The following is a 19,699-nucleotide window of genomic DNA, read 5'->3' as shown; positions in this document are numbered from 1 at the left end:
ACTCCCACCATATTCAACCCATGGTTAAATCTCCTGACAAATATAACGCGGATGGTTTCGGCGAAGCGCCGCAATCGGAACTGGAAGGCACACCGCTCTCCGGCTCGATCAGCGATTGGGCCAAGCAGATTTCCGAGGAAACCGCCAAGCCGCAGCCCAAGGTGACGAAGCCGAAGAAGACAGCGGCCAAGCCAACCAGCAGTTCCAGGACCTCGCGCGGCACCTCCATCGGCGGATCGAGCGATCCGAAGACGCGTGCCGCGGCCGGACTGAACCCGGTCGCCGGCCTGGATATCGCGCTGGAAGACACCGCCAACCTGCCCGCAGGCGGCGCTACTGCCACCGTTGCCGCGCTCTCCGCCCTGATCGAAAGCGGCAATCCGCTGTTCAAGAACGGCACGGCCTGGCAGCCGCACCGCCCTGCCCGCCCTTCGAAATCCGAAGGCGGCATCGCCATCCGCATGGAAACGGATTTCCAGCCCTCCGGCGACCAGCCGACGGCCATCCGCGATCTCGTCTCCGGCATTGCCGACGATGACAAGACGCAGGTGCTTTTGGGTGTCACCGGTTCGGGCAAGACCTTCACCATGGCCAAGGTCATCGAGGAGACCCAGCGCCCGGCCCTGATCCTCGCGCCCAACAAGACGCTGGCGGCGCAGCTCTACGGCGAGTTCAAATCCTTCTTCCCCAACAATGCGGTCGAGTATTTCGTTTCCTATTACGATTACTACCAGCCGGAAGCCTATGTGCCGCGCTCCGATACGTTCATCGAGAAGGAATCGTCGATCAACGAGCAGATCGACCGGATGCGCCACTCGGCCACCCGTTCGCTGTTGGAACGCGATGACGTGATCATCGTCGCCTCTGTCTCCTGTATCTATGGTATCGGATCGGTCGAGACCTATACGGCCATGACCTTCGAGATGAAGATCGGCGACCGGCTCGACCAGCGGGCGCTGCTCGCCGATCTGGTGGCGCAGCAGTACAAGCGGCGCGAGATGGATTTCACCCGCGGCTCGTTCCGGGTGCGCGGCGACACGATCGAACTGTTCCCGGCCCACCTTGAGGACCGGGCCTGGCGCATTTCCATGTTCGGCGACGAGATCGAGACGATCACGGAATTCGACCCGCTGACGGGCCAGAAGACCGGCGATCTCAGCCAGGTGAAGATTTACGCGAACTCGCACTATGTGACGCCGCGCCCGACGCTGAACCAGGCGATCAAGTCGATCAAGGAAGAGCTGAAGCACCGGCTGGTGGAACTCAACCAGGCGGGACGCCTGCTCGAAGCGCAGCGGCTGGAGCAGCGCTGCACCTTCGACCTGGAAATGCTTGAAGCCACCGGCTCCTGTGCCGGCATCGAGAACTATTCGCGTTATCTCACCGGCCGCAAGCCGGGCGAGCCGCCACCCACGCTGTTCGAATATATCCCCGACAATGCGCTGGTTTTCATCGACGAAAGCCATGTGACCGTTCCGCAGATCGGCGCGATGTACAAGGGCGACTTCAGGCGCAAGGCAACGCTGGCCGAGTACGGCTTCCGCCTGCCCTCGTGCATGGACAACCGTCCGCTGCGTTTCGAGGAATGGGACGCGATGCGCCCGCAAACCGTTGCGGTTTCGGCGACCCCGAGCAATTGGGAAATGGAAGAAGCCGGCGGCGTGTTCGCCGAGCAGGTCATCCGGCCGACCGGCCTGATCGATCCGCCGGTCGAGGTGCGTCCGGCCAAATCGCAGGTCGACGACGTTCTCGGCGAAATCCGCGAGACATCGGCAAAGGGCTATCGAACGCTGGTCACCGTCCTGACCAAGCGCATGGCGGAAGACCTGACGGAATATCTGCACGAGCAGGGTATCCGCGTGCGCTACATGCACTCGGACATCGACACGCTCGAGCGCATCGAAATCCTGCGTGACCTGCGGCTCGGCGCCTTCGATGTGCTCGTCGGCATCAACCTGCTGCGCGAGGGCCTGGACATTCCCGAATGCGGGTTCGTCGCCATTCTCGATGCGGACAAGGAAGGGTTCCTGCGCTCGGAAACATCGCTGATCCAGACCATCGGCCGCGCCGCCCGCAACGTCGACGGCAAGGTCATCCTCTATGCCGACCACGTGACGGGTTCGATGGAACGGGCCATGGCGGAAACCAGCCGCCGCCGCGAAAAGCAGGAAGCCTACAACACGGCCAACGGAATCACGCCCGCCAGCATCAAGAAGAACATCGGCGATATCCTCAACAGTGTTTACGAGCGCGATCACGTCCGGGCGGATATTTCCGGCTTTGCCGAATCCGGCGCGATGATGGGCAACAATCTCAAATCGCACCTCGAACATCTGGAAAAGCAGATGCGCGATGCCGCCGACGATCTCGACTTCGAAGTGGCAGCACGGCTGCGCGACGAGATCAAGCGGCTGCGCGAGACGGAGCTGGCCATATCGGACGACCCGATGGCGCGCGAAGTGGAACTGGAAAGCCCGGTCAGCGGCCGCACCAAGGGCCGGCACAATGCCGGCCGCGCCATGCACCGCGTGGTCACCGACGAGAACAGCCATCCGAACTCGCCGCTGTTCCGCAAGAACACGCTGGATGAGATGACTGTCGGCCGGACCGAAAAGCCCGTGCGCGGCGCCGTGCCGGAAAAACCGGCCGGTCCCGGCGGCACGAACCGGAACGACGATACCATCATTCGCCGCGAGCGCAGCGGCATCGGCTCCTATGAGGACGCAAACGATGCGCGCAAGAAGCGCCGCCCGGGCAAGACGGGACGTCCGGGGCGGTAGATCAGAATACTCACCCCCCTCTGGGCTGCCGCCCATCTCCCCCCTTGTGGGGAGATGTCCGGCAGGACAGAGGGGGGTGTAAATCCCATCCCTACTCCGCGTCCTTGCCGAACACAGCCGCACCCACCCGCTTGATCTCCCGGGCAAAATCAGGATCATCCACGGCGCGCGCCAGCACCACGGTGCCCACCAGCCCCGCCATGATGGCGATGGCCTTTTCGCGCTGCCGGGCTTTGCTGCGGCCGGTCACGGCGTTGACGAGAATATCGAGAAGTGCCTTGGTGCCCTCGGTGAAACGCGAACGGACAGGACCGCCACGACGGGCGATATCCGGCGCCAATGCTGCCATCATGCAGCCGCTCATCTGCCCCTCGCCATGGGCGTCACCCGCCAGATAGGATTGGGTGATCGCGCCGAGCGCATCGTCGGGCGAGGCCTCGGACAGGCTGGTCCACCGCCGGACCGACAAAGCCATGGCCGCCGCGCAGGCCTCGGCGATCAGGTCATCCTTCGAATTGAAATGACCATAGAAACCGCCATGGGTGAGCCCCGCGCTTTTCATCACATCGGCAACGCCGATGCCGTCAAAACCCTTTTCGCGGAACTGCTGTCCGGCGATCTCGATGATGCGGGCGCGGTTCTGTGCTGCCTGGTCCCTGCTGACGCGCATGAAACATTCCTTCAAAAAAACTGCATTGACAATTTATATGATGACCGTCATCAATAGTCAATATGATGATCGTCATCTAAAAGCCGATTACCCTCCAGGGAACACGAACATGATTTCATCGCCTCTCGCTGCCGCGCTTGCCCGGCGCAATATCCACTATGGCTGGGTCGTCGTATCCGTCACCTTCCTCACCATGCTTGTGACGGCAGCGGCCGTCGGCGCTCCCGGCGTGCTCATCGTGCCGCTGGAAAAGGAATTCGGCTGGACGACGGAACAGATTGCCACCGCCTTTTCCATCCGGCTTCTGCTGTTCGGGCTGATGGGCCCGTTCGCCGCGGCATTCATGAACTATTTCGGCGTGCGGAAGGTCGTGTGCGTGGCGCTTGCGCTGATCGCCGGCGGCTCCTTCCTGTCCCTCGGCATGACGCAGATCTGGCAGCTCATCCTGCTGTGGGGCGTGGTGATCGGCTTCGGCACCGGCCTGACCGCCATGGTGCTCGGTGCGACAGTTGCCACCCGCTGGTTCACCGACCGGCGCGGGCTGGTGCTGGGCATGCTCACGGCAAGCTCGGCCACAGGGCAGCTCGCTTTCATGCCACTCATGGCCTCCATCAGTGAAAACTACGGCTGGCGCGCGGCGACCATGATGGTCTGCGCCCTGCTCGCCGTCGCAGCGGCCGCCGTCTTCCTGCTGATGCGGGACCGCCCGTCCGATGTCGGCCTGCCCGCCTATGGCGAGAAGGACGTGGCCAAGACCGCACCGATTAACGGCGGCTTGCTGTCGCTCATCATCCTGCCGCTGGCCACTCTCAAGGAAATATCGCGCACCAGCACGTTCTGGGTGCTGTTTGCTACCTTCTACATCTGCGGCGCCAGCACCAACGGCCTCATCCAGACCCACTTCGTCGCGCTCTGCGGTGATTACGGGCTTGCGGCCGTCACCGCCGCCAGCGTGCTGGCCATGATGGGTTTCTTCGATTTCTTCGGCACGATCGGCTCCGGCTGGTTGTCCGACCGGGTCGACAACCGCTGGCTGCTGTTCTGGTACTATGGCCTGCGCGGCGCCTCGCTGCTGTTCCTGCCCTACAGCAATTTTTCGATCTATGGCCTGTCGCTGTTCGCCATGTTCTACGGTCTCGACTGGATCGCCACCGTGCCGCCGACGGTCAAGCTGGCAACGGACCGTTTCGGCCGGGAGAAGGCCGGCATGGTGTTCGGCTGGGTCTTTGCCGGTCATCAGCTCGGCGCCGCATCGGCAGCCTATGGCGGCGGTTTTGCCCGTACGGAATATGCGAGCTACCTCCCCGCCTTCTTCACCGCCGGTATCCTGTGCCTGATCGCCGCGCTGCTGGCGCTGACCATCCGCAAGAGCAGCAAGGACGACCGCGTCGGCGAACCCGCCATCGCGCATTAAGCCGCAAGGCTTCTGCGCCTCGAGCAGTAGAGACTACTGTACAACGCGCGCGCGGCGACCGGCGGCTTTGGCCCGGTTGCCGCACGTTTCCATGCTGCACCAGCGGCGCGTGTGATTCTTGCTGGTGTCGTAGAACACGATGCAGCAGCGCTCATTGCTGCAGTGGCGGACATTCGTCGCTTCGGTGGAAACAAACCGGGCAAAGTCAGTGGCGATTGCAGCCAATACGCTTTGCGGCCCGCTGGTGACAGGCTTTGCGCTGGTCGCCCATCCGCGCCCTGAATCCTCCAGAACCGTCGCAACCGGATGCTCCGCCATGCGCCGGTTGATATCGGCGACAAAGACAGGATTGAGCGCCGTACCGGCCGCGAGACTGTCCGCCGCCGCGCGCAAGTGCGCACGGAACGCCTGCGCCTCGGTCAGGGCCGCGTCGAACGTGGCCGCATCATCCTCGTCAGCCTGAAGATCGGCCGTCTTCGCCCACTGCAGAAACGCACCGTCATTGCCGATGAGATCGATGAGCGCGCCATCGATGATCTGCGTGTTGACGAAATCCAGCCAGAGGGCATTGCCCAGAAAAATGAATGGCATCGCATGTCCTTTCGCTCCTAGAAGTAACTATCAAAATTCAATTTGACAAGTTACTCCATTTGAGTAACCATCAAAATGTAATTTAGACGGTGAAACCATCCATCCAACAGGAGCAGGAACGATGTCACAATCGAACGAACACGCACGCCCGGTGATCAGCTACCAGACCGAAGAGATCGACGGTCTCAAGATTTTCTACCGCGAAGCAGGGCCGAAGGACGCGCCGACGCTGCTCCTGCTGCACGGCTTTCCCACCTCGTCGCATATGTTCCGCGACCTCATTCCGTTGCTGGCCGACCGCTACCACGTTGTCGCGCCGGATTATCCCGGCTCGGGCTACAGCGACGCCCCGTCCCACACGGCGTTCCGCTATACGTTCGACCATCTCGCCGACATCATCGACGCATTCACCCGCAAGCTTGGCCTCAAGCGCTACGCCCTTTACGCGCAGGATTTCGGCGGCCCCGTCGGTTTCCGCCTCGCCTCCCGCCATCCCGAACGGGTGACGGCGATTGTCGTGCAGAACGCCGTGGCGCATGAAGAAGGCCTGTCGGACGGCTTTGCCGCCGCGCGCCGCCTGTGGGCCGACCGCAATGCGGAGACGGAGGCCGCCATGCGCCGCCACCTCTCGATCGAGGACACAAGGGGCCAATACCTGTTCGGTGCGAAAGATCCTGCCCGCATCAGCCCCGATGCCTGGACCCACGCGCAGAACGGCCTTGACCGTCCCGGCATTGCCGAGGCCCAGCTCGACCTGCTCCATGATTACCAGTCAAACCTCAAGCAGTACCCGCATTTCCAGGCTTATTTCCGCGAACATCAGCCGCCCATGCTGATCACCTGGGGCAAGCATGATCCGTTCTTCGCGCTTGCCGGGGCCAGGGCCTATGCCGGACAACTGCCCAATGCTGAGCTGCATATTTTCGACGGCGGGCATTTTCTTCTGGAAGACCATGCCGAAGAAGTCGCCGTGCTGATGCGGGAGTTTCTTGGGCGGACAGTGAGCGCCTGATCGCAGAAAAAGTGGTGCGTGGTTCGGTATCAGTTGGCCACCCATTGCAGGATCAGCGATCCCAGGGCGGCGGATGCGGTGGCCTCATCGACGCAGCCGCAGGTCATTTCCCGGGAAATGGCCTCGGCTGCACCGATGATACCGACGCAGCGCAGGCGCAGATCACCGGCAGAAAGCGCCGAATAGGGTGCCAGCGCGGTGCGGTAGAGATCGGCATAGCCGTCGATCAGCGCTTTCTGAAATGTTTCCATCTCCTCATCGCCCTTGAGCGCGGCGGAGATGGCGTGCCATTCCGGGCCTATGGAGCGGTAGCAGGCCATATAGGCCTCGCTCATCAGCCGGGCGACGCTCGCCAGCTGCTTCGGTGCCTGTTCCAGCGCCGCCAGCAAATCATCGACCTGCTGCTGATCCAATTGCTGATACAGCGCGATCAGCAGGCCGGAGCGCGTGCCGAAATGCTCATAGGCAATCGGCTTGCTCACCCCCGCGCGCTCCGCCAGATAGCCGAGGGTCAGCGCATCGGTTCCCTGTGTGCGAACGATCCCCAGCGCCGTTTCCATGAGCTGCTCCCGCCGCTGGGCTTTCGGCATTTTCTTGGCGGCTGCGGTCTTGCTCATGCGGATTCCCTTTTTCACCAGAATAGCAATCCCGCCCCTTGACTTGCAATCGCACGCCCACATATTACTAAAGGTAACTTACTTATAGTAACATAAAGGGAATTCCCATGTCCACGACCATTGCAGCCCCTGTCCTCATCATCGGCGGATCCGGCATCGTCGGTTCGCAAGCGGCACAAACCCTGCGCAAGCTCCACCCGGATCTGCCCATCGCCATTGGCGGACGCGATCTGACCAAAGCAAAATCCGTCGCCGACACTCTCGGCAGTGCCGAAGCGGTTTCCATTGATCTTGACCGGGCCGATCTCGGCCAGCCCGCCGGCAAGGCCTTCAGCGCCGTCGTGCTGTTCGTGAAAGACGAGACGCTCAACAGCCTGAAATTCGCGCAGGCGCACCGACTGCCCTATCTCAGCGTCTCGAGCGGGGTGTTCGAAGTCGGTCCCGAGATGGCGCACTACATCCATAAACCCAACAGTTCGGCGATTCTTATGGCCAGTACATGGCTGGCAGGGTCGGCCACCTTCCCCGTGCTTCAGGCCGCCCGAGACTTCCGCCGGATAGACGAAATCACCATTGCGGTGGTGCTGGACGAGCAGGACATGGGCGGGCCGGCCGCCTTTGCCGATTTCGAACGGCTGACACAGTCCGCTCCCAATCCACTGGCGCTCAAGAACGGCAAATGGCGCTGGGTCACGGGCGCGGAAGCCAAACGCAGTTTCACGGATATTGATGGAAAGCAGATCGAAGCCAGCGCCTATTCCCCCTTCGACGTCCTCAGCCTTGGCGTTGCCACCGGCGCGCACTCCATCCGCTTCGACATGGCGTATGGCGAATCGGCCAGCCGGCGCCGGGGCGAGCCCTTTTCCACCGAGATCGTCCTTGAAATCAGTGGCGAATTGAACACCGGCGAGCAGGCAACAGCCCGCCTCGATATCGTCCATCCGCAGGGCCAAGCGCCCCTCACCGCCCTCAATGTGGCATTGGCAGTCGAGCGCCTGCTTGGCCTTTCCGGTGGGGAAAAGGTGGCGCCAGGGCTGTATTTCCCCGACGGGCTGATAGAGCCGGATTATGTGGTGGCGCGGATGCAGGAGTTCGGCGCGGTGTTCCGCCGCACCGATGCGGAAAACCATCTGTGGGTTTCCGGGGAGAAGCGGCATATCGCTCGCGCATGAGCGGAAAAGGAATGCTAAGGAGGTCCGCGCGCGTTTGACCGTGCGCGGAATCACCACCGGTCTGGAGAAGCAATGAAGGTCGACATCGACATGGGAGCGGCGCCCGCAGGCGCAAAAGCCATGCTCGACCTGGAAGAGCTTCTGGCCACGCGCCTGCTGGTGCAGGGCAATTCCGGCTCGGGCAAATCCCATCTGCTGCGCCGCCTGCTCGAACAGAGCGCCCAGTGGGTGCAGCAATGCGTCATCGATCCGGAAGGCGACTTTGTCACGCTTGCCGACAAATACGGCCACGTGGTCGTCGACGGCGCCCGCACCGAGAATGAACTGACCCGCATTGCCGCGCGCATCCGCCAGCACCGGGTGTCCGTGGTGCTCGATCTCGAAGGCCTCGATGTCGAACAACAGATGCGCTGCGCCGCAGCCTTTCTCGGTGGCCTGTTCGATGCGGAGCGCGACTACTGGTATCCCATGCTTGTCGTGGTTGACGAGGCGCAGCTGTTTGCTCCGGCGGTTGCCGGCGAAGTCTCCGACGAGGCGCGCAAGCTGTCGCTCGGGGCCATGACCAATCTGATGTGCCGCGGCCGCAAGCGCGGACTTGCCGGGGTTATCGCCACGCAGCGGCTGGCCAAGCTGGCCAAGAACGTTGCCGCCGAAGCCTCCAACTTCCTGATGGGCCGCACCTTCCTCGATATCGACATGGCCCGCGCATCCGACCTGCTCGGCATGGAGCGGCGGCAGGCCGAACAGTTCCGCGATCTGGCGCGGGGTCACTTTGTCGCCCTGGGGCCCGCGCTGTCGCGTCGCCCGCTGCCCGTCACCATCGGCCCGGTCGAAACCTCCGCCCGCTCGTCCAGCCCGAAGCTGACGCCGCTGCCGCAGCAGGCCGACGACGCGCATGACCTGATCTTCACGCCGGCGCCTGAAGAGCGGCGCCCGATCGTGCGGCGCGCGCCCACGCCGCCGCCACCCACCCCAACGGCCGACATCTTGGCGCAGTTGACCCAAGCCAAGGCAATGGCCGAGGCGGAAGCACCCGCCCTGACGCTGTTCCCGGAAATCGACGAAGCCGAACGCAGCGCGCTGATCGATGCGGTCATGCAGGAAATGCTGGGCGACCCGGATGCCGGTTTCCGCACCGACGCGGTGCTCTATCAGGATTTTCTGGTGCGCTGCCGCATCCGCCGCGTCCCCGGCGACGCGCTGTCGCTGCCTGCCTTCCGCCGCAAGCTGGCTGTCGCCCGCGCGGGTATCGACGGTGAAACCGCACAGAGCGAGCCGTGGCAGCAGGCGCTGGAACTGTCCAAGAGCCTGCCCGATGATGTGCAGGGTGTGTTCTTCATTGTCGCGCAGGCGGCGGTCACCGGCAATCCCTGCCCGTCCGATGCAACGCTCGCCCGCGCCTATGGCACCCATTCCGCCCGGCGCGCCCGGCGGCTCCTGACCTATTTCGAGGAACAGGGACTGGTGGTGGTCCGCACCGATTTTGCCGGAAACCGCGTCGTCGCCTTCCCCGATCTCGGCTGCGAGACAATGGCGGGCGATCCCAACGGTCCCGATGACGGCGCGCAGGAACAGCACGCCGCCGAATGATCAGCCGATATCGGCAAGCAAAGAAGCCAGATCGCCGAGATGGTCGATCTGGCGGAAGCGTGGCTCCGCCACCGGCGCATCCACATGTTCGAGCACCCAGGTGAGCGCATGCGGGACATAGATGCCCCAGCCGCCGGCCTGAATGGCCGGAACCACATCCGATTTCAGCGAATTGCCGATCATCATGCTGTGCTCCGGGCCATCGCCATGGCGGCTGAAAATCCGCTCATAGGTGGCCCGGTCCTTGCTGCTGACGATCTCAACCGCATCGAAAAAATCGCCAAGGCCCGATTGCGCCAGCTTGCGCTCCTGATCGAAGAGATCACCCTTGGTGATCAGGACCAGCCGGTAGCGCCCGGCCAGCTGTTCCAGCGTATCCTGCACATGCGGCAGGGTTTCGATGGGATGACGCAGCATGTCCCGCCCCGCCGCCAGGATTTCGCCGAGAACCGATGACGGTATCTTGCCATCCGTCACCTCCAGCGCCGTCTCGACCAGCGACAGGGTGAAACCCTTGATGCCGAAGCCATAGAGATCGAGATTGCGCCGCTCCACCTCCAGAAGCCGGTCCGACAGGTCGGGCACATCCGTGTGGGGAGCAAGCAGCGTCTCGAAATGCTTTTCCGACAGCCGGAAGAACTGTTCGTTTTCCCAGAGCGTATCGTCTGCGTCAAAACCGATGGTGGTGAGGGAGGACATTCTCGAACTCTCATGCGTTGCCGAAATGGTGATCCCAGCTGTGTAGCGCTTGCCACCGGCAAAATCCACCAGCCCGGGCATGACATTGCCTTGTTTCGCCACAAATCAAACCCCACCTGCGGCGGACTGCAAACCGGAGCACCCGCCTGTTGACCCAAGCCAAACCGCCACGACGCGCCCTGTTTATCGTCAATCCCAATGCGCGCAGCGGCCGGAAGCCGATCGATCCCATCCGCAAGGCGTTGGAAACCGGCGGGCTGACGCTGGTCGATGCGTCACCGGATAAGGACGAATCCATCTCCGACCTCATCAGGCGCATGCAGGATGCATGCGATCTGGTGATCATCGGCGGCGGTGATGGCACGCTGAACGCCGCCGCTGCCGGTCTTGTCGAGACCGGCCTGCCACTGGGTGTCTTGCCATTAGGCACGGCCAATGATTTTGCCCGGACGATCGGCCTGCCACCCGTCCCGCTCAAGGCGGCGGAACTGATCCTTTCCAGCGAACCGCGCCCCATTGATCTCGGCGAAGTCAACGGCAACCTGTTCTTCAATGTTGCCAGCATCGGCTTCAGTGCCGAACTGGCCGCGGAATTGACGGAAAAGGCCAAGAAGCGCTGGGGCAAGCTCGGCTATGCCATTGTTGCCGCCCGCCTCCTCGCCCGCTCCCGGCTGTTCACCGCCTATGTCGAGCATGACGGCTCGGTCGAAACAATCCGGACGATGCAGGTTTCCGTCGGCAATGGCCGCCACTATGGCGGTGGCATGACCGTAGAGGAAACCGCGACCGCCGACGACGGGCGGCTGGATTTCTACAGCCTGGAGGTGGATCACTGGTGGCGGTTGCTGGGTCTCCTGCCCAGCCTGCGCAAAGGCACCCACGGCCGCTGGGACGATGTGCGGGCCTTCCAGACGACGCAAGTCACCATCAAAACAAGCAAACCGCGCCCCGTGAACACCGACGGCGACCTTACCACCTGGACCCCAGCGCATTTCCGCATACGGGAGAAGGCAATCCGGGTCTTTGCTCCGGCAACACCGGCCGGAACAGCTTCTGTCTAAATCGACAGCCTCTCCAGACTTTCCTCTGCAATTTCTCTGTGCTTTATGCTCATCAGTGGAATGGGTGACGAATGGGGGCTGGGTGAACGCGCTTTGTAAGATCGCTCTGGGGGCATCTCTCGCCATGCTGACCGCATCGATTGTGCTTGCGGCCGATAACCCGTCCGTACCGGCACCGCCGCAGCCGCCCGCCCCGACCGTCAGCCAGATATGCGCCGCCATCGCCACCCAGGCCGACGGCCACGGCGTGCCGCGCGACTTCTTTGCCCGCCTGATCTGGAAGGAAAGCCGCTTCGACGACCAGGCCCTGAGCCCGGTCGGCGCGCAAGGCATCGCCCAGTTCATGCCGGGCACCGCCCGGGAGCGGCAACTGGCCAATCCCTTCGATTTCGCCCAGGCGCTTCCGGCATCGGCGGCGCTGCTCAAGGACCTGCGCGCCACCTTCGGCAATTGGGGACTGGCAGCGGCCGCCTACAATGCCGGACCGACACGCGTGTCGAAATGGCTGTCGAGCGGCGGTTTCCTGCCACTCGAAACCGAGGACTATGTGCTTGATATCACGGGGCGTCCGGCCGATGACTTTGCTGCCGGTGCCGAGATCGGTGCTGCGCCGCTTAATGTCAAACTGGGCTTCGATGCCGCCTGCCGCCAATTGCCGGTTGTCCGCTCGGCGACGATCTCCATGGCGCAGATCAAGCCGAAACCCTGGGGCATCCAGATTGCCGGAAACTTCCGCCGCTCAGCCGCCGTGAACCAGATGGAACGGCTGCGCCGCGCCTTTCCGGCCATCCTGAACCAGCACGAGCCGGTCATCAGCCGCTATCGCACGCCGATGGGCCGGCGCGGCATCTATGCCGTGCGCATCGGCGCCGATACGCGCGGCGAGGCCAATGCCATCTGCGCCAAGCTGCATGGCGCGGGCGGGGCATGTATTGTTCTGCGCAACCGTTAGGGCCAGACGTCAATATTTGACCATTTGGACAGTTTTATGCGGGATCACTACCACGTACAACCTCGAATTGCGGTGGCCGGCACGGTTAATACATGGGTTGCAGGCAACGATTTTGCGCGGCGAAGTATGTCGGCTGCACAGCTGTTCGATATAGTCGCCTAAACGATGGAAAAACTTTTGCTTGCCAAAAAACACTTATTCTAGCAGTCTCAAAGCGTTCGGGCATCTGCGAACACTGGAAGACTGGAAGAACGGCGCGCCGGAACCGCAAGAATACCGGGTCGGGAGAAATCCCGGCAATGATCGGCTCCTTTCCTGAATTCGAGAACTGCCTGCATGATTTACGCCGGATGTATCTTACAAAAGGCGGCACTACCAATCCCGCAAGCCCGGAGGGGAACGCGGTAAGTAAGGAAAAGGAACGGAGCATGGCACAGACCGGTACGGTCAAATTCTTCAACAGTGAAAAAGGCTTTGGCTTTATCAAACCGGATGACGGCGCAGCGGACATTTTTGTCCATATCTCCGCCGTTCAGGCATCCGGCCTCACAGGTCTCGCAGACAATCAGAAGGTTTCCTTCGATACCGAGCCTGACCGTCGTGGCAAGGGCCCCAAGGCCGTCAACATCACGGTTACGGAATAATTCAGGCGGCGCAAGCCGCCTCGGGACCCCCGGACACGCCCGGGGGTTTTCCCTGAAAGTCCACCTCCCCGGTCGCGGCGATGGCTGCGCGTCCGCAAAGCGGATGCTTTGCGTGGAAATCCCCCCAATTATCCAGTTTCGGCACCCTTCGCTCGTTCCTTGCCATGGATTTGCTGATATTATGGTGTCGATGTGCCTTTCCCGCATGGGATGCAGGGAACGAAAGTGCCCGCTTTCCGTTCAGCTTGCATTCATTCTGGAACGTTTAAAACACACATCACGGCTGGCGCCCCCACTGAAAGTCCAGCCCAACACGATCAGGCGGTTCCAAAAGTTCCGCCAAGGATGCTTCAAAGGAGGCACAGATGTTTAAAGGTATGAAGATTGCCATTCTTGCGACGGCAGCTTTTGCAACGATCGCCGTTCCGCTTGCTTCGTCGGCATCGGCTGATGATTGGGGCTGGCGCCGTCATCATCATCGCGGCGGCGGCGATGCACTCGCAGCCGGCGCCATTGGCCTTGCCGCAGGTGCGCTCATCGGCGGCGCGCTCGCCCAGCCACGCGAACCCGACGTGATCTATCGCGACTACGATGATCGTCCCGTCTATCGCGCCGCGCCGGTTCGCGTCTATCGCGAAGTGCGCCCGGTCTATTATGGCAGCGCCCAGCCGTGGTCACGCGCCTGGTATCGCTATTGCGCCGACCGCTACCGCTCTTTCAATCCAGAAACCGGTACGTTCCGCGGCTATGACGGACGCGCATATTTCTGCAACGCCAACTGATCGCTGATCAGCCGGATCGAAAAAAGGCCGCCGGATCGCTCCGGCGGCCTTTTTGTCAGGTCAGGAACGGATTGGTGCGACGCTCTTCGCCGAAACGGCCGCCGGGGCCATGCCCGCAGATGAAGCCGATATCGTCGCCAAGCGGAAACAGCTTGTTCTTGATCGAGTTGATCAGGGTCTCATGGTCGCCGCCCGGCAAATCCGTGCGGCCGACCGAGCCGTTGAACAGGACATCGCCGACATGGGCGAACTTGGCGGCCCGGTTGTAGTAAACCACATGGCCCGGCGCATGGCCCGGGCAATGCAGCACCTCGAACACATGCGATCCGAAGGACACCGTATCGCCATCCGCAAGCCAGCGGTCCGGCGTGCAGTTGCGCACGCCGCTGCCCTGGATGCCGTACTGGACCGCCTTCTCCTCCATTGAATCCAGAAGGAATTTATCCGCCTGGTGCGGACCGATGATATCGACGCCGAGCGCCTCCTTCATATCCATGGCGCCTGCCGCATGATCAATATGGCCATGGGTGATCCAGATGGCGTCGATGGTGATGCCGTTGGAGCGGATGGCATGGAGCACCTGATCATTGTCACCGCCCGGATCGATCAGGACGCCGTGCTTGTCATCGCTGTCGAAGAGGATCGTGCAGTTCTGCTGAAAGGCCGTCACGGGGATAATACCGGCCTGCAATTGTCCCATTTTGTTCCAACCCTATGCTTTCGGAAATCTCGTACATGAGGCTTTAGCCCAAATAAAAAGGGCGGCCAATGGGACCGCCCTTGAAAATCGCTTGCGTCCTGTGATGATCAGGATTTGGCCAGCGCGTTCTTGATCGCACCAACGATTGCAGTGAGGATAAGACCGCCAACACCGCCACCGGCAACATTGCCGATGATTGAGCCGAGATCAAATCCCGACGATGATGCTGCGTTTGCCACGAGCTGGGCACCACCGGCGCCAAGGTATTGCGTCAAGTAGCCACCCACTAGTCCACCAACGCCGCCGGCAATCGTATTGCCAGTCGGGCCAAGAGTCAGGTTCTTGAGAATACCGCCGACAATATTGCCGCCGACAGCCCCTGAGATCAGTTGGATGATGAGAGGAAGAAGTGCACCCATAATTGACACCCCGTCAACGTTTCGCGTCAGACTCATGCCTGACACTGGCATGTTGACTAAGTTTTGGGCAATGTCAAACCGGTTGATGCCTCAATAAAGAGGTATCAACCGGTTGTTTTCGTTAGCAAGCTTGCAGTATCGGGCTGAGCGCGCCTTATTTGCGCTCTGATACTGCGAGTTATTCCGCTGCTGCTTTCTTCGGTGTTACTTCGGCGGCGTAATCGTTCATCAGGTTGATCGCGATCTCGCCAACGGTGAAGCGGTATGGCCCGATCTCCGAAACCGGCGTCACTTCCGCAGCCGTCCCGGTCAGGAAGCACTGTTCGAAACCTTCCAGTTCTTCCGGCATGATCGCCCGTTCGACAATCTCATAGCCGCGGCGCTTGGCCAGCTCGATGACCGTGCGGCGGGTGATGCCGTCGAGGAAGCAATCCGGCTTCGGCGTGTGAATGACGCCGTCCTTGACAAAGAACACGTTGGCGCCGGTGGCTTCGGCCACCTGGCCGCGCCAGTCGAGCATCAGCGCGTCCGCATAGCCCTTGGCTTCGGCGGCGTGCTTGGAGATCGTGCAGATCATGTAGAGACCAGCGGCCTTGGACTTGGACGGGGCCGTCTTCGGATCCGGGCGGCGATATTCCGCCATATCCAGGCGGATCCCCTTGAGCTTCTGCGCCGGGTCGAAATAGCTTGGCCACTGCCAGATGGCGATGGCCACGTTGATCCTGTTGTTCTGGGCCGAAACGCCCATCGACTCGCTGCCGCGCCAGGCGATCGGGCGCACATAGGCATCCTGAAAGCCCTGCTTGGCAAGAAGCTTGCGGCAGGCATCGTTCAGTTCTTCGACCGAATAGGGAATGGTGAAGCCAAGAATACGCGCCGATTCGTGCAGACGCTCCGTGTGTTCGTTGAGCTTGAAGATTTCGCCGCCATAGGCGCGCTCACCTTCAAAGACCGAGCTTGCATAATGCAGGCCATGAGTCAGCACGTGAACCTTAGCATCTGCCCAGCGAACGAATTCGCCATTCATCCAGATGTAACCTTCAAGCTGATCAAATGGTACGGATGCCATGTTTTCCTCCAGGCGTTTGATTCCTGATCGTTTGACGGGTTTGAGACGACGCCAATTGTTCCCGTTTCACAATTGGTGAACCTTGGCTCCCGACAGCGCCGCGCGTTCTTCTTGAACGCGCAAAGGACGCTGTCCATCTTGAATTCACGCCTGATCCCCGATGAAAATCGTGCCGATTTTCGGGACCATGCGTGGCAGCAATAGGCGTTTCGATGAGGAAAAATGTCCCGGAAACACTTATTGGCTTTTCGTTTCATTCAAAATGCGGCCAACAGCTTGCCAAAAATTATCAGCAGTCTAAAATTAAGTCAACAAGACTGACATATTATTCGGCGACACATGAATGAGAGCGGGAGCCCTGCATGAAACCTTATACACCGGATCGGCATATTGAGACAGCCCTGACCAAGGCGGATGCGCGCGAACTCGACCTCATCGAGCTGTTTTTCTTTGCCTACCGTGACTTCACCGCCGACCCGGATCTGATTCTGGAAAAGCTGGCTTTCGGCCGCGCCCATCACCGGGTTCTCTACTTCATCAACCGTAAGCCGGGCATGACCGTTGCGGAACTGCTGGATGTGCTGCAAATCACCAAGCAGAGTCTCGCCCGTGTTCTCAAGCAGCTGATCGACACGGGCCATGTCGTGCAGATACCCGGCCCGCGCGACCGGCGGCAGCGCGAACTCTATCCCACCATGAAGGGCAGAGAACTCGCGCTTGAGCTTGCCGCACCGCAATCACGCCGCATTGGCAGTGCATTGGAGCAAATCGGTCTGGCTGACCGGGCCGTGATCGAACATTTCCTCAAAGCGATGGTCAATCCGGGCCAAAGGCAACAGATCGACAGTCTGCCACAGGCAGGTTAGTTTATGCCGGATAGGGACGTCCGGGGACCAAGGGCGGGCGCCAATGCCCGGAGAGAGAAGGAATGATTTTGGTGAGTGAAGAACTTCCGCTTTCAGACGATGCGCCGCACCTGCTCATTGTCGACGATGACACCCGGATTCGAAATTTGCTGTCGCAATATCTGACCGGCAGCGGCTTTCGCATTACGGTGGCTGCCAATGCGGACGAGGCCAGGCGCAAGCTTGCCGGCATTGATTACGATCTGCTGATCCTCGATGTGATGATGCCGGGTGAAAGCGGCGTGGCCCTCACCCAGTCCCTGCGCCAGGAAAAGAGCGTTCCCATTCTGATGCTCACGGCCCTGTCGGAAACCGACAGCCGCATCAGCGGTCTGGAAGCCGGTGCGGATGATTATCTGCCGAAGCCCTTCGATCCGCGCGAACTGATCCTGCGCATCAACAATATCCTGCGCCGCGGCGCCCCGGCATCACAGGCCAAGATCGAGCAGATCGTTTTCGGGCCCTATACCTTCGTCATCGCCAAGCGCGAGTTGAAGCGTTCGGGCGAACTGATCCGCCTGACCGACCGCGAGCAGGATATCATGGCGATATTCGCGGCCCGTGCCGGTGAAACCGTGCCCCGGCATGAGCTGACCGGCCAGGAAGGCGATGTCGGCGAACGGACGATCGACGTGCAGATCAACCGGCTGCGCCGCAAGATAGAAAATGACCCGGCCAATCCGGTTTGGTTGCAGACGGTGCGCGGCGTCGGCTATAAATTGAGCGTGGAGTAAACGTCGCGATCCGCGGGATCAGGACGCAATAACCAATGCGCGAGTGGGCACCGATCATATGGCACAAACGGACAGTGCAAAACGCGCATTGGCAGTCAGGCAGCGGCATTGGCGCCGCCGCCGCAGCACGCTGCTCGGCCCCTGGCGGAAGTTTTCCCGCTGGCTGGCGCAGTGGATGCCGAAACGGCTCTATGCCCGCTCGCTGATCATCATCATCGCACCCATGGTGCTGCTGCAGTCGGTCATCGCCTTCGTGTTCATGGAGCGCTACTGGCAGACGGTCACCCAGCGCCTGTCGACGGCCGTGGTGCGCGACATCTCCGGCATCATCGACCTGATGGACACCTATCCGCAGGACCCCGGCTATGAAAACCTCATCCGCATTGCGCGCGAGAGATTGTCGCTCAACATCTCCATCCTGCCGCCCGACCCCTTGCCTGCACCCGGTCCGAAGCCGTTCTTTTCCATTCTTGACGAACCGCTGAGCGCCGAGATCACCAAGCAGATCAACCGGCCGTTCTGGATCGACACAATAGGCGATTCCGATCTCGTCGAAATCCGCATCCAGCTGGAAGGCAAGGTCCTGCGGGTCTTTGCCCGCCGCAGCCAGGCCTATGCCTCCAACACGCTGATTCTCCTGGTCTGGATGTCCGGCTCGGCGCTGGTGCTGCTGGCCATCGCCATCCTGTTCCTGCGCAACCAGATCAAGCCGATCCAGCAGCTGGCCGCGGCCGCCGACAGTTTCGGCAAGGGCCGGGCGACACCGCCCGATTTCAAGCCGCGCGGCGCGGAGGAAGTCCGGCGGGCGGGCGCGGCCTTCATCGTCATGCGCGAGCGCATCGAACGCCAGATCGAGCAGCGCACCACCATGCTGAGCGGCGTCAGCCACGACCTGCGGACGATCCTCACCCGCTTCAAGCTGCAGCTTGCGCTGGTCGGCCACAAGGTCGATACGGAAGCGATGGAGCAGGATATCGAGGACATGCAGTCCATGCTGGAAGGCTATCTCGCCTTTGCCCGCAGCGAGGCGGAGGAAGAAACCGGCACCTTCAACCTGGAACGCCTATTCACCAAACTGAAAGAGGAAGGCACCCTGCTGGAGCGCGGCTTCAAATCCAGCATTCGCGGCGAACCGGAGATTCAGGTCCGGCCCAATGCCTTCTCGCGCCTGATCTCCAACCTGGTATCGAACTCGTTCCGCTATGCCAAGAATGTCGTCGTCACCGCCGATCACCGCGACGGCTGGCTGAGCATCACCATCGACGATGACGGCTCCGGCATCCCCAAGGAGATGCGCGACGAGGTGTTCAAGCCATTCTTCCGGCTGGATGAGGCGCGCAATCAGGATGCCAGCGGCACCGGGCTCGGGCTTGCCATCGCGCTTGACATTGCCCGCAGCCATGGCGGCGATATCACCCTGGACGAAAGCCCCATGGGCGGCCTGCGCGCCGTCGTGCGTATTCCCGCCTGATCGTCAGGCGGCCCGGTTGCCGATCGGCGTCACGCAGGAGGTTTCGGCGGTTGCCTGGACACCGCGCAAATACAGCGCACAGGTGGTGCGCAGCATCGAGGCGAAATTCGGAATCTCGCCATTGGCCTGCAGGGCCTCATCGTAAAGCGTCGAGATGAAGCGCGGCGTCGTCATGTTCTGGCTGACGGCGATCTCGTCCAGAAGCTTCCAGAACGTGACTTCCAGCTGGATGCTGGTGGAATGCCCGGCAATGCGCACAGAACGGTTGATCTGCCGGTAGCCTTCCGGATCCTGTTCTGCAAATACCTTACACATCCAACGAACCTCCCTTTTTCTGCTTCGCCATCGGCCATCCCCTTGATGCGCTTCATCCCGGCAGGTGAAATTTTGCGCACCGGATCGGTTGCCGGCGAAAAT

The 19,699-nt window shown here is 61.5% G+C and carries 20 protein-coding genes; 12 read left to right on the top strand and 8 right to left on the bottom strand.

The genetic code is table 11. From position 1 onward, the window contains the following. Window positions 1-20: 20 nt before the first annotated feature. Complete coding sequence (uvrB, locus tag J1W56_RS07010) at window positions 21-2,780, top strand: excinuclease ABC subunit UvrB (RefSeq protein ID WP_223612605.1); 2,760 nt, start codon at window positions 21-23, stop codon at window positions 2,778-2,780. Between the two features lie 91 nt (window positions 2,781-2,871). Here the strand turns inward: uvrB and J1W56_RS07005 are convergent, their stop codons facing one another. Next, window positions 2,872-3,450 (bottom strand): TetR/AcrR family transcriptional regulator, encoded by a 579-nt coding sequence (locus J1W56_RS07005; protein ID WP_223612604.1) that lies wholly within the window; start codon window positions 3,448-3,450, stop codon window positions 2,872-2,874. Window positions 3,451-3,559: 109 nt separating this feature from the next. Here J1W56_RS07005 and J1W56_RS07000 point away from each other — a divergent pair, with 109 nt between their 5' ends. Then, window positions 3,560-4,864 carry an MFS transporter gene (locus J1W56_RS07000; RefSeq protein WP_223612603.1) on the top strand — a complete coding sequence of 435 codons (1,305 nt, stop codon included), beginning with the start codon at window positions 3,560-3,562 and terminating at the stop codon, window positions 4,862-4,864. A 33-nt stretch (window positions 4,865-4,897) separates the two neighbouring features. On the opposite strand, the gene J1W56_RS06995 is transcribed toward J1W56_RS07000, so the two are convergent. After that, entirely contained in the window at window positions 4,898-5,455 is a 558-nt protein-coding gene (locus J1W56_RS06995; RefSeq protein WP_223612602.1) for a CGNR zinc finger domain-containing protein, read from the bottom strand. Window positions 5,456-5,576: 121 nt separating this feature from the next. On the opposite strand from J1W56_RS06995, the gene J1W56_RS06990 reads away from it, so the two are divergent. Then, window positions 5,577-6,467: an alpha/beta fold hydrolase gene (locus J1W56_RS06990; protein WP_223612601.1), complete on the top strand. Its 891-nt coding sequence runs from the start codon at window positions 5,577-5,579 to the stop codon at window positions 6,465-6,467. 29 nt (window positions 6,468-6,496) lie between these two features. Here J1W56_RS06990 and J1W56_RS06985 read toward each other — a convergent pair whose 3' ends face one another. Next, window positions 6,497-7,084, bottom strand: coding sequence for a TetR/AcrR family transcriptional regulator (locus J1W56_RS06985; RefSeq protein ID WP_223612600.1), 588 nt, complete (start codon window positions 7,082-7,084; stop codon window positions 6,497-6,499). 107 nt (window positions 7,085-7,191) lie between these two features. Between J1W56_RS06985 and J1W56_RS06980 the strand changes: the two genes are divergently transcribed. Together J1W56_RS06980 and J1W56_RS06975 are read left to right on the top strand one after the other, a co-directional pair. Then, complete coding sequence (locus J1W56_RS06980) at window positions 7,192-8,256, top strand: Rossmann-fold NAD(P)-binding domain-containing protein (protein ID WP_223612599.1); 1,065 nt, start codon at window positions 7,192-7,194, stop codon at window positions 8,254-8,256. A 72-nt stretch (window positions 8,257-8,328) separates the two neighbouring features. After that, complete coding sequence (locus J1W56_RS06975; protein WP_223612598.1) at window positions 8,329-9,846, top strand: ATP-binding protein; 1,518 nt, start codon at window positions 8,329-8,331, stop codon at window positions 9,844-9,846. On the opposite strand, the gene J1W56_RS06970 is transcribed toward J1W56_RS06975, so the two are convergent. After that, window positions 9,847-10,545: an HAD family hydrolase gene (locus tag J1W56_RS06970; RefSeq protein ID WP_223613453.1), complete on the bottom strand. Its 699-nt coding sequence runs from the start codon at window positions 10,543-10,545 to the stop codon at window positions 9,847-9,849. It abuts the gene before it with no gap. 149 nt (window positions 10,546-10,694) lie between these two features. On the opposite strand from J1W56_RS06970, the gene J1W56_RS06965 reads away from it, so the two are divergent. The 4 genes from J1W56_RS06965 (at window position 10,695) to J1W56_RS06950 (ending at window position 13,984) form a co-directional block, all read left to right on the top strand. Next, entirely contained in the window at window positions 10,695-11,606 is a 912-nt protein-coding gene (locus J1W56_RS06965) for a lipid kinase (RefSeq protein ID WP_223612597.1), read from the top strand. 124 nt (window positions 11,607-11,730) lie between these two features. After that, on the top strand, window positions 11,731-12,558 hold the full coding sequence (locus tag J1W56_RS06960) for a lytic transglycosylase domain-containing protein (protein ID WP_223613452.1): 828 nt from the start codon (window positions 11,731-11,733) through the stop codon (window positions 12,556-12,558). Between the two features lie 428 nt (window positions 12,559-12,986). Beyond that, entirely contained in the window at window positions 12,987-13,202 is a 216-nt protein-coding gene (locus J1W56_RS06955; protein ID WP_105732051.1) for a cold-shock protein, read from the top strand. Window positions 13,203-13,567: 365 nt separating this feature from the next. Continuing rightward, on the top strand, window positions 13,568-13,984 hold the full coding sequence (locus J1W56_RS06950; protein ID WP_223612596.1) for a BA14K family protein: 417 nt from the start codon (window positions 13,568-13,570) through the stop codon (window positions 13,982-13,984). A 55-nt stretch (window positions 13,985-14,039) separates the two neighbouring features. On the opposite strand, the gene J1W56_RS06945 is transcribed toward J1W56_RS06950, so the two are convergent. The 3 genes from J1W56_RS06945 to J1W56_RS06935 all read right to left on the bottom strand — a co-directional run bounded on the left by J1W56_RS06945 (window position 14,040) and on the right by J1W56_RS06935 (window position 16,172). After that, window positions 14,040-14,684 (bottom strand): MBL fold metallo-hydrolase, encoded by a 645-nt coding sequence (locus J1W56_RS06945; protein WP_223612595.1) that lies wholly within the window; start codon window positions 14,682-14,684, stop codon window positions 14,040-14,042. Window positions 14,685-14,791: 107 nt separating this feature from the next. Further along, on the bottom strand, window positions 14,792-15,103 hold the full coding sequence (locus tag J1W56_RS06940) for a hypothetical protein (protein ID WP_223612594.1): 312 nt from the start codon (window positions 15,101-15,103) through the stop codon (window positions 14,792-14,794). A gap of 178 nt (window positions 15,104-15,281) precedes the next feature. Next, window positions 15,282-16,172 carry a branched-chain amino acid aminotransferase gene (locus J1W56_RS06935; protein ID WP_223612593.1) on the bottom strand — a complete coding sequence of 297 codons (891 nt, stop codon included), beginning with the start codon at window positions 16,170-16,172 and terminating at the stop codon, window positions 15,282-15,284. Window positions 16,173-16,534: 362 nt separating this feature from the next. Between J1W56_RS06935 and J1W56_RS06930 the strand changes: the two genes are divergently transcribed. From J1W56_RS06930 to J1W56_RS06920, 3 genes are all read left to right on the top strand, one after another. Then, on the top strand, window positions 16,535-17,038 hold the full coding sequence (locus J1W56_RS06930; protein WP_223612592.1) for a MarR family winged helix-turn-helix transcriptional regulator: 504 nt from the start codon (window positions 16,535-16,537) through the stop codon (window positions 17,036-17,038). Window positions 17,039-17,100: 62 nt separating this feature from the next. Further along, window positions 17,101-17,811, top strand: coding sequence for a response regulator (locus J1W56_RS06925; RefSeq protein WP_223612591.1), 711 nt, complete (start codon window positions 17,101-17,103; stop codon window positions 17,809-17,811). Window positions 17,812-17,986: 175 nt separating this feature from the next. Continuing rightward, entirely contained in the window at window positions 17,987-19,282 is a 1,296-nt protein-coding gene (locus J1W56_RS06920; RefSeq protein WP_374042724.1) for a sensor histidine kinase, read from the top strand. A 3-nt stretch (window positions 19,283-19,285) separates the two neighbouring features. Here J1W56_RS06920 and J1W56_RS06915 read toward each other — a convergent pair whose 3' ends face one another. After that, entirely contained in the window at window positions 19,286-19,597 is a 312-nt protein-coding gene (locus J1W56_RS06915; RefSeq protein ID WP_223612590.1) for a ribbon-helix-helix domain-containing protein, read from the bottom strand. Between the last annotated feature and the right edge of the window lie 102 nt (window positions 19,598-19,699).

Origin of the sequence: Phyllobacterium calauticae, from assembly GCF_019991125.1 — a bacterium.
In the GTDB taxonomy this organism is placed as follows: domain Bacteria; phylum Pseudomonadota; class Alphaproteobacteria; order Rhizobiales; family Rhizobiaceae; genus Phyllobacterium; species Phyllobacterium calauticae.
The sequence above is the reverse complement of the archived record's forward strand: the minus strand, read 5'-3'. Positions and strand labels throughout refer to the sequence as shown.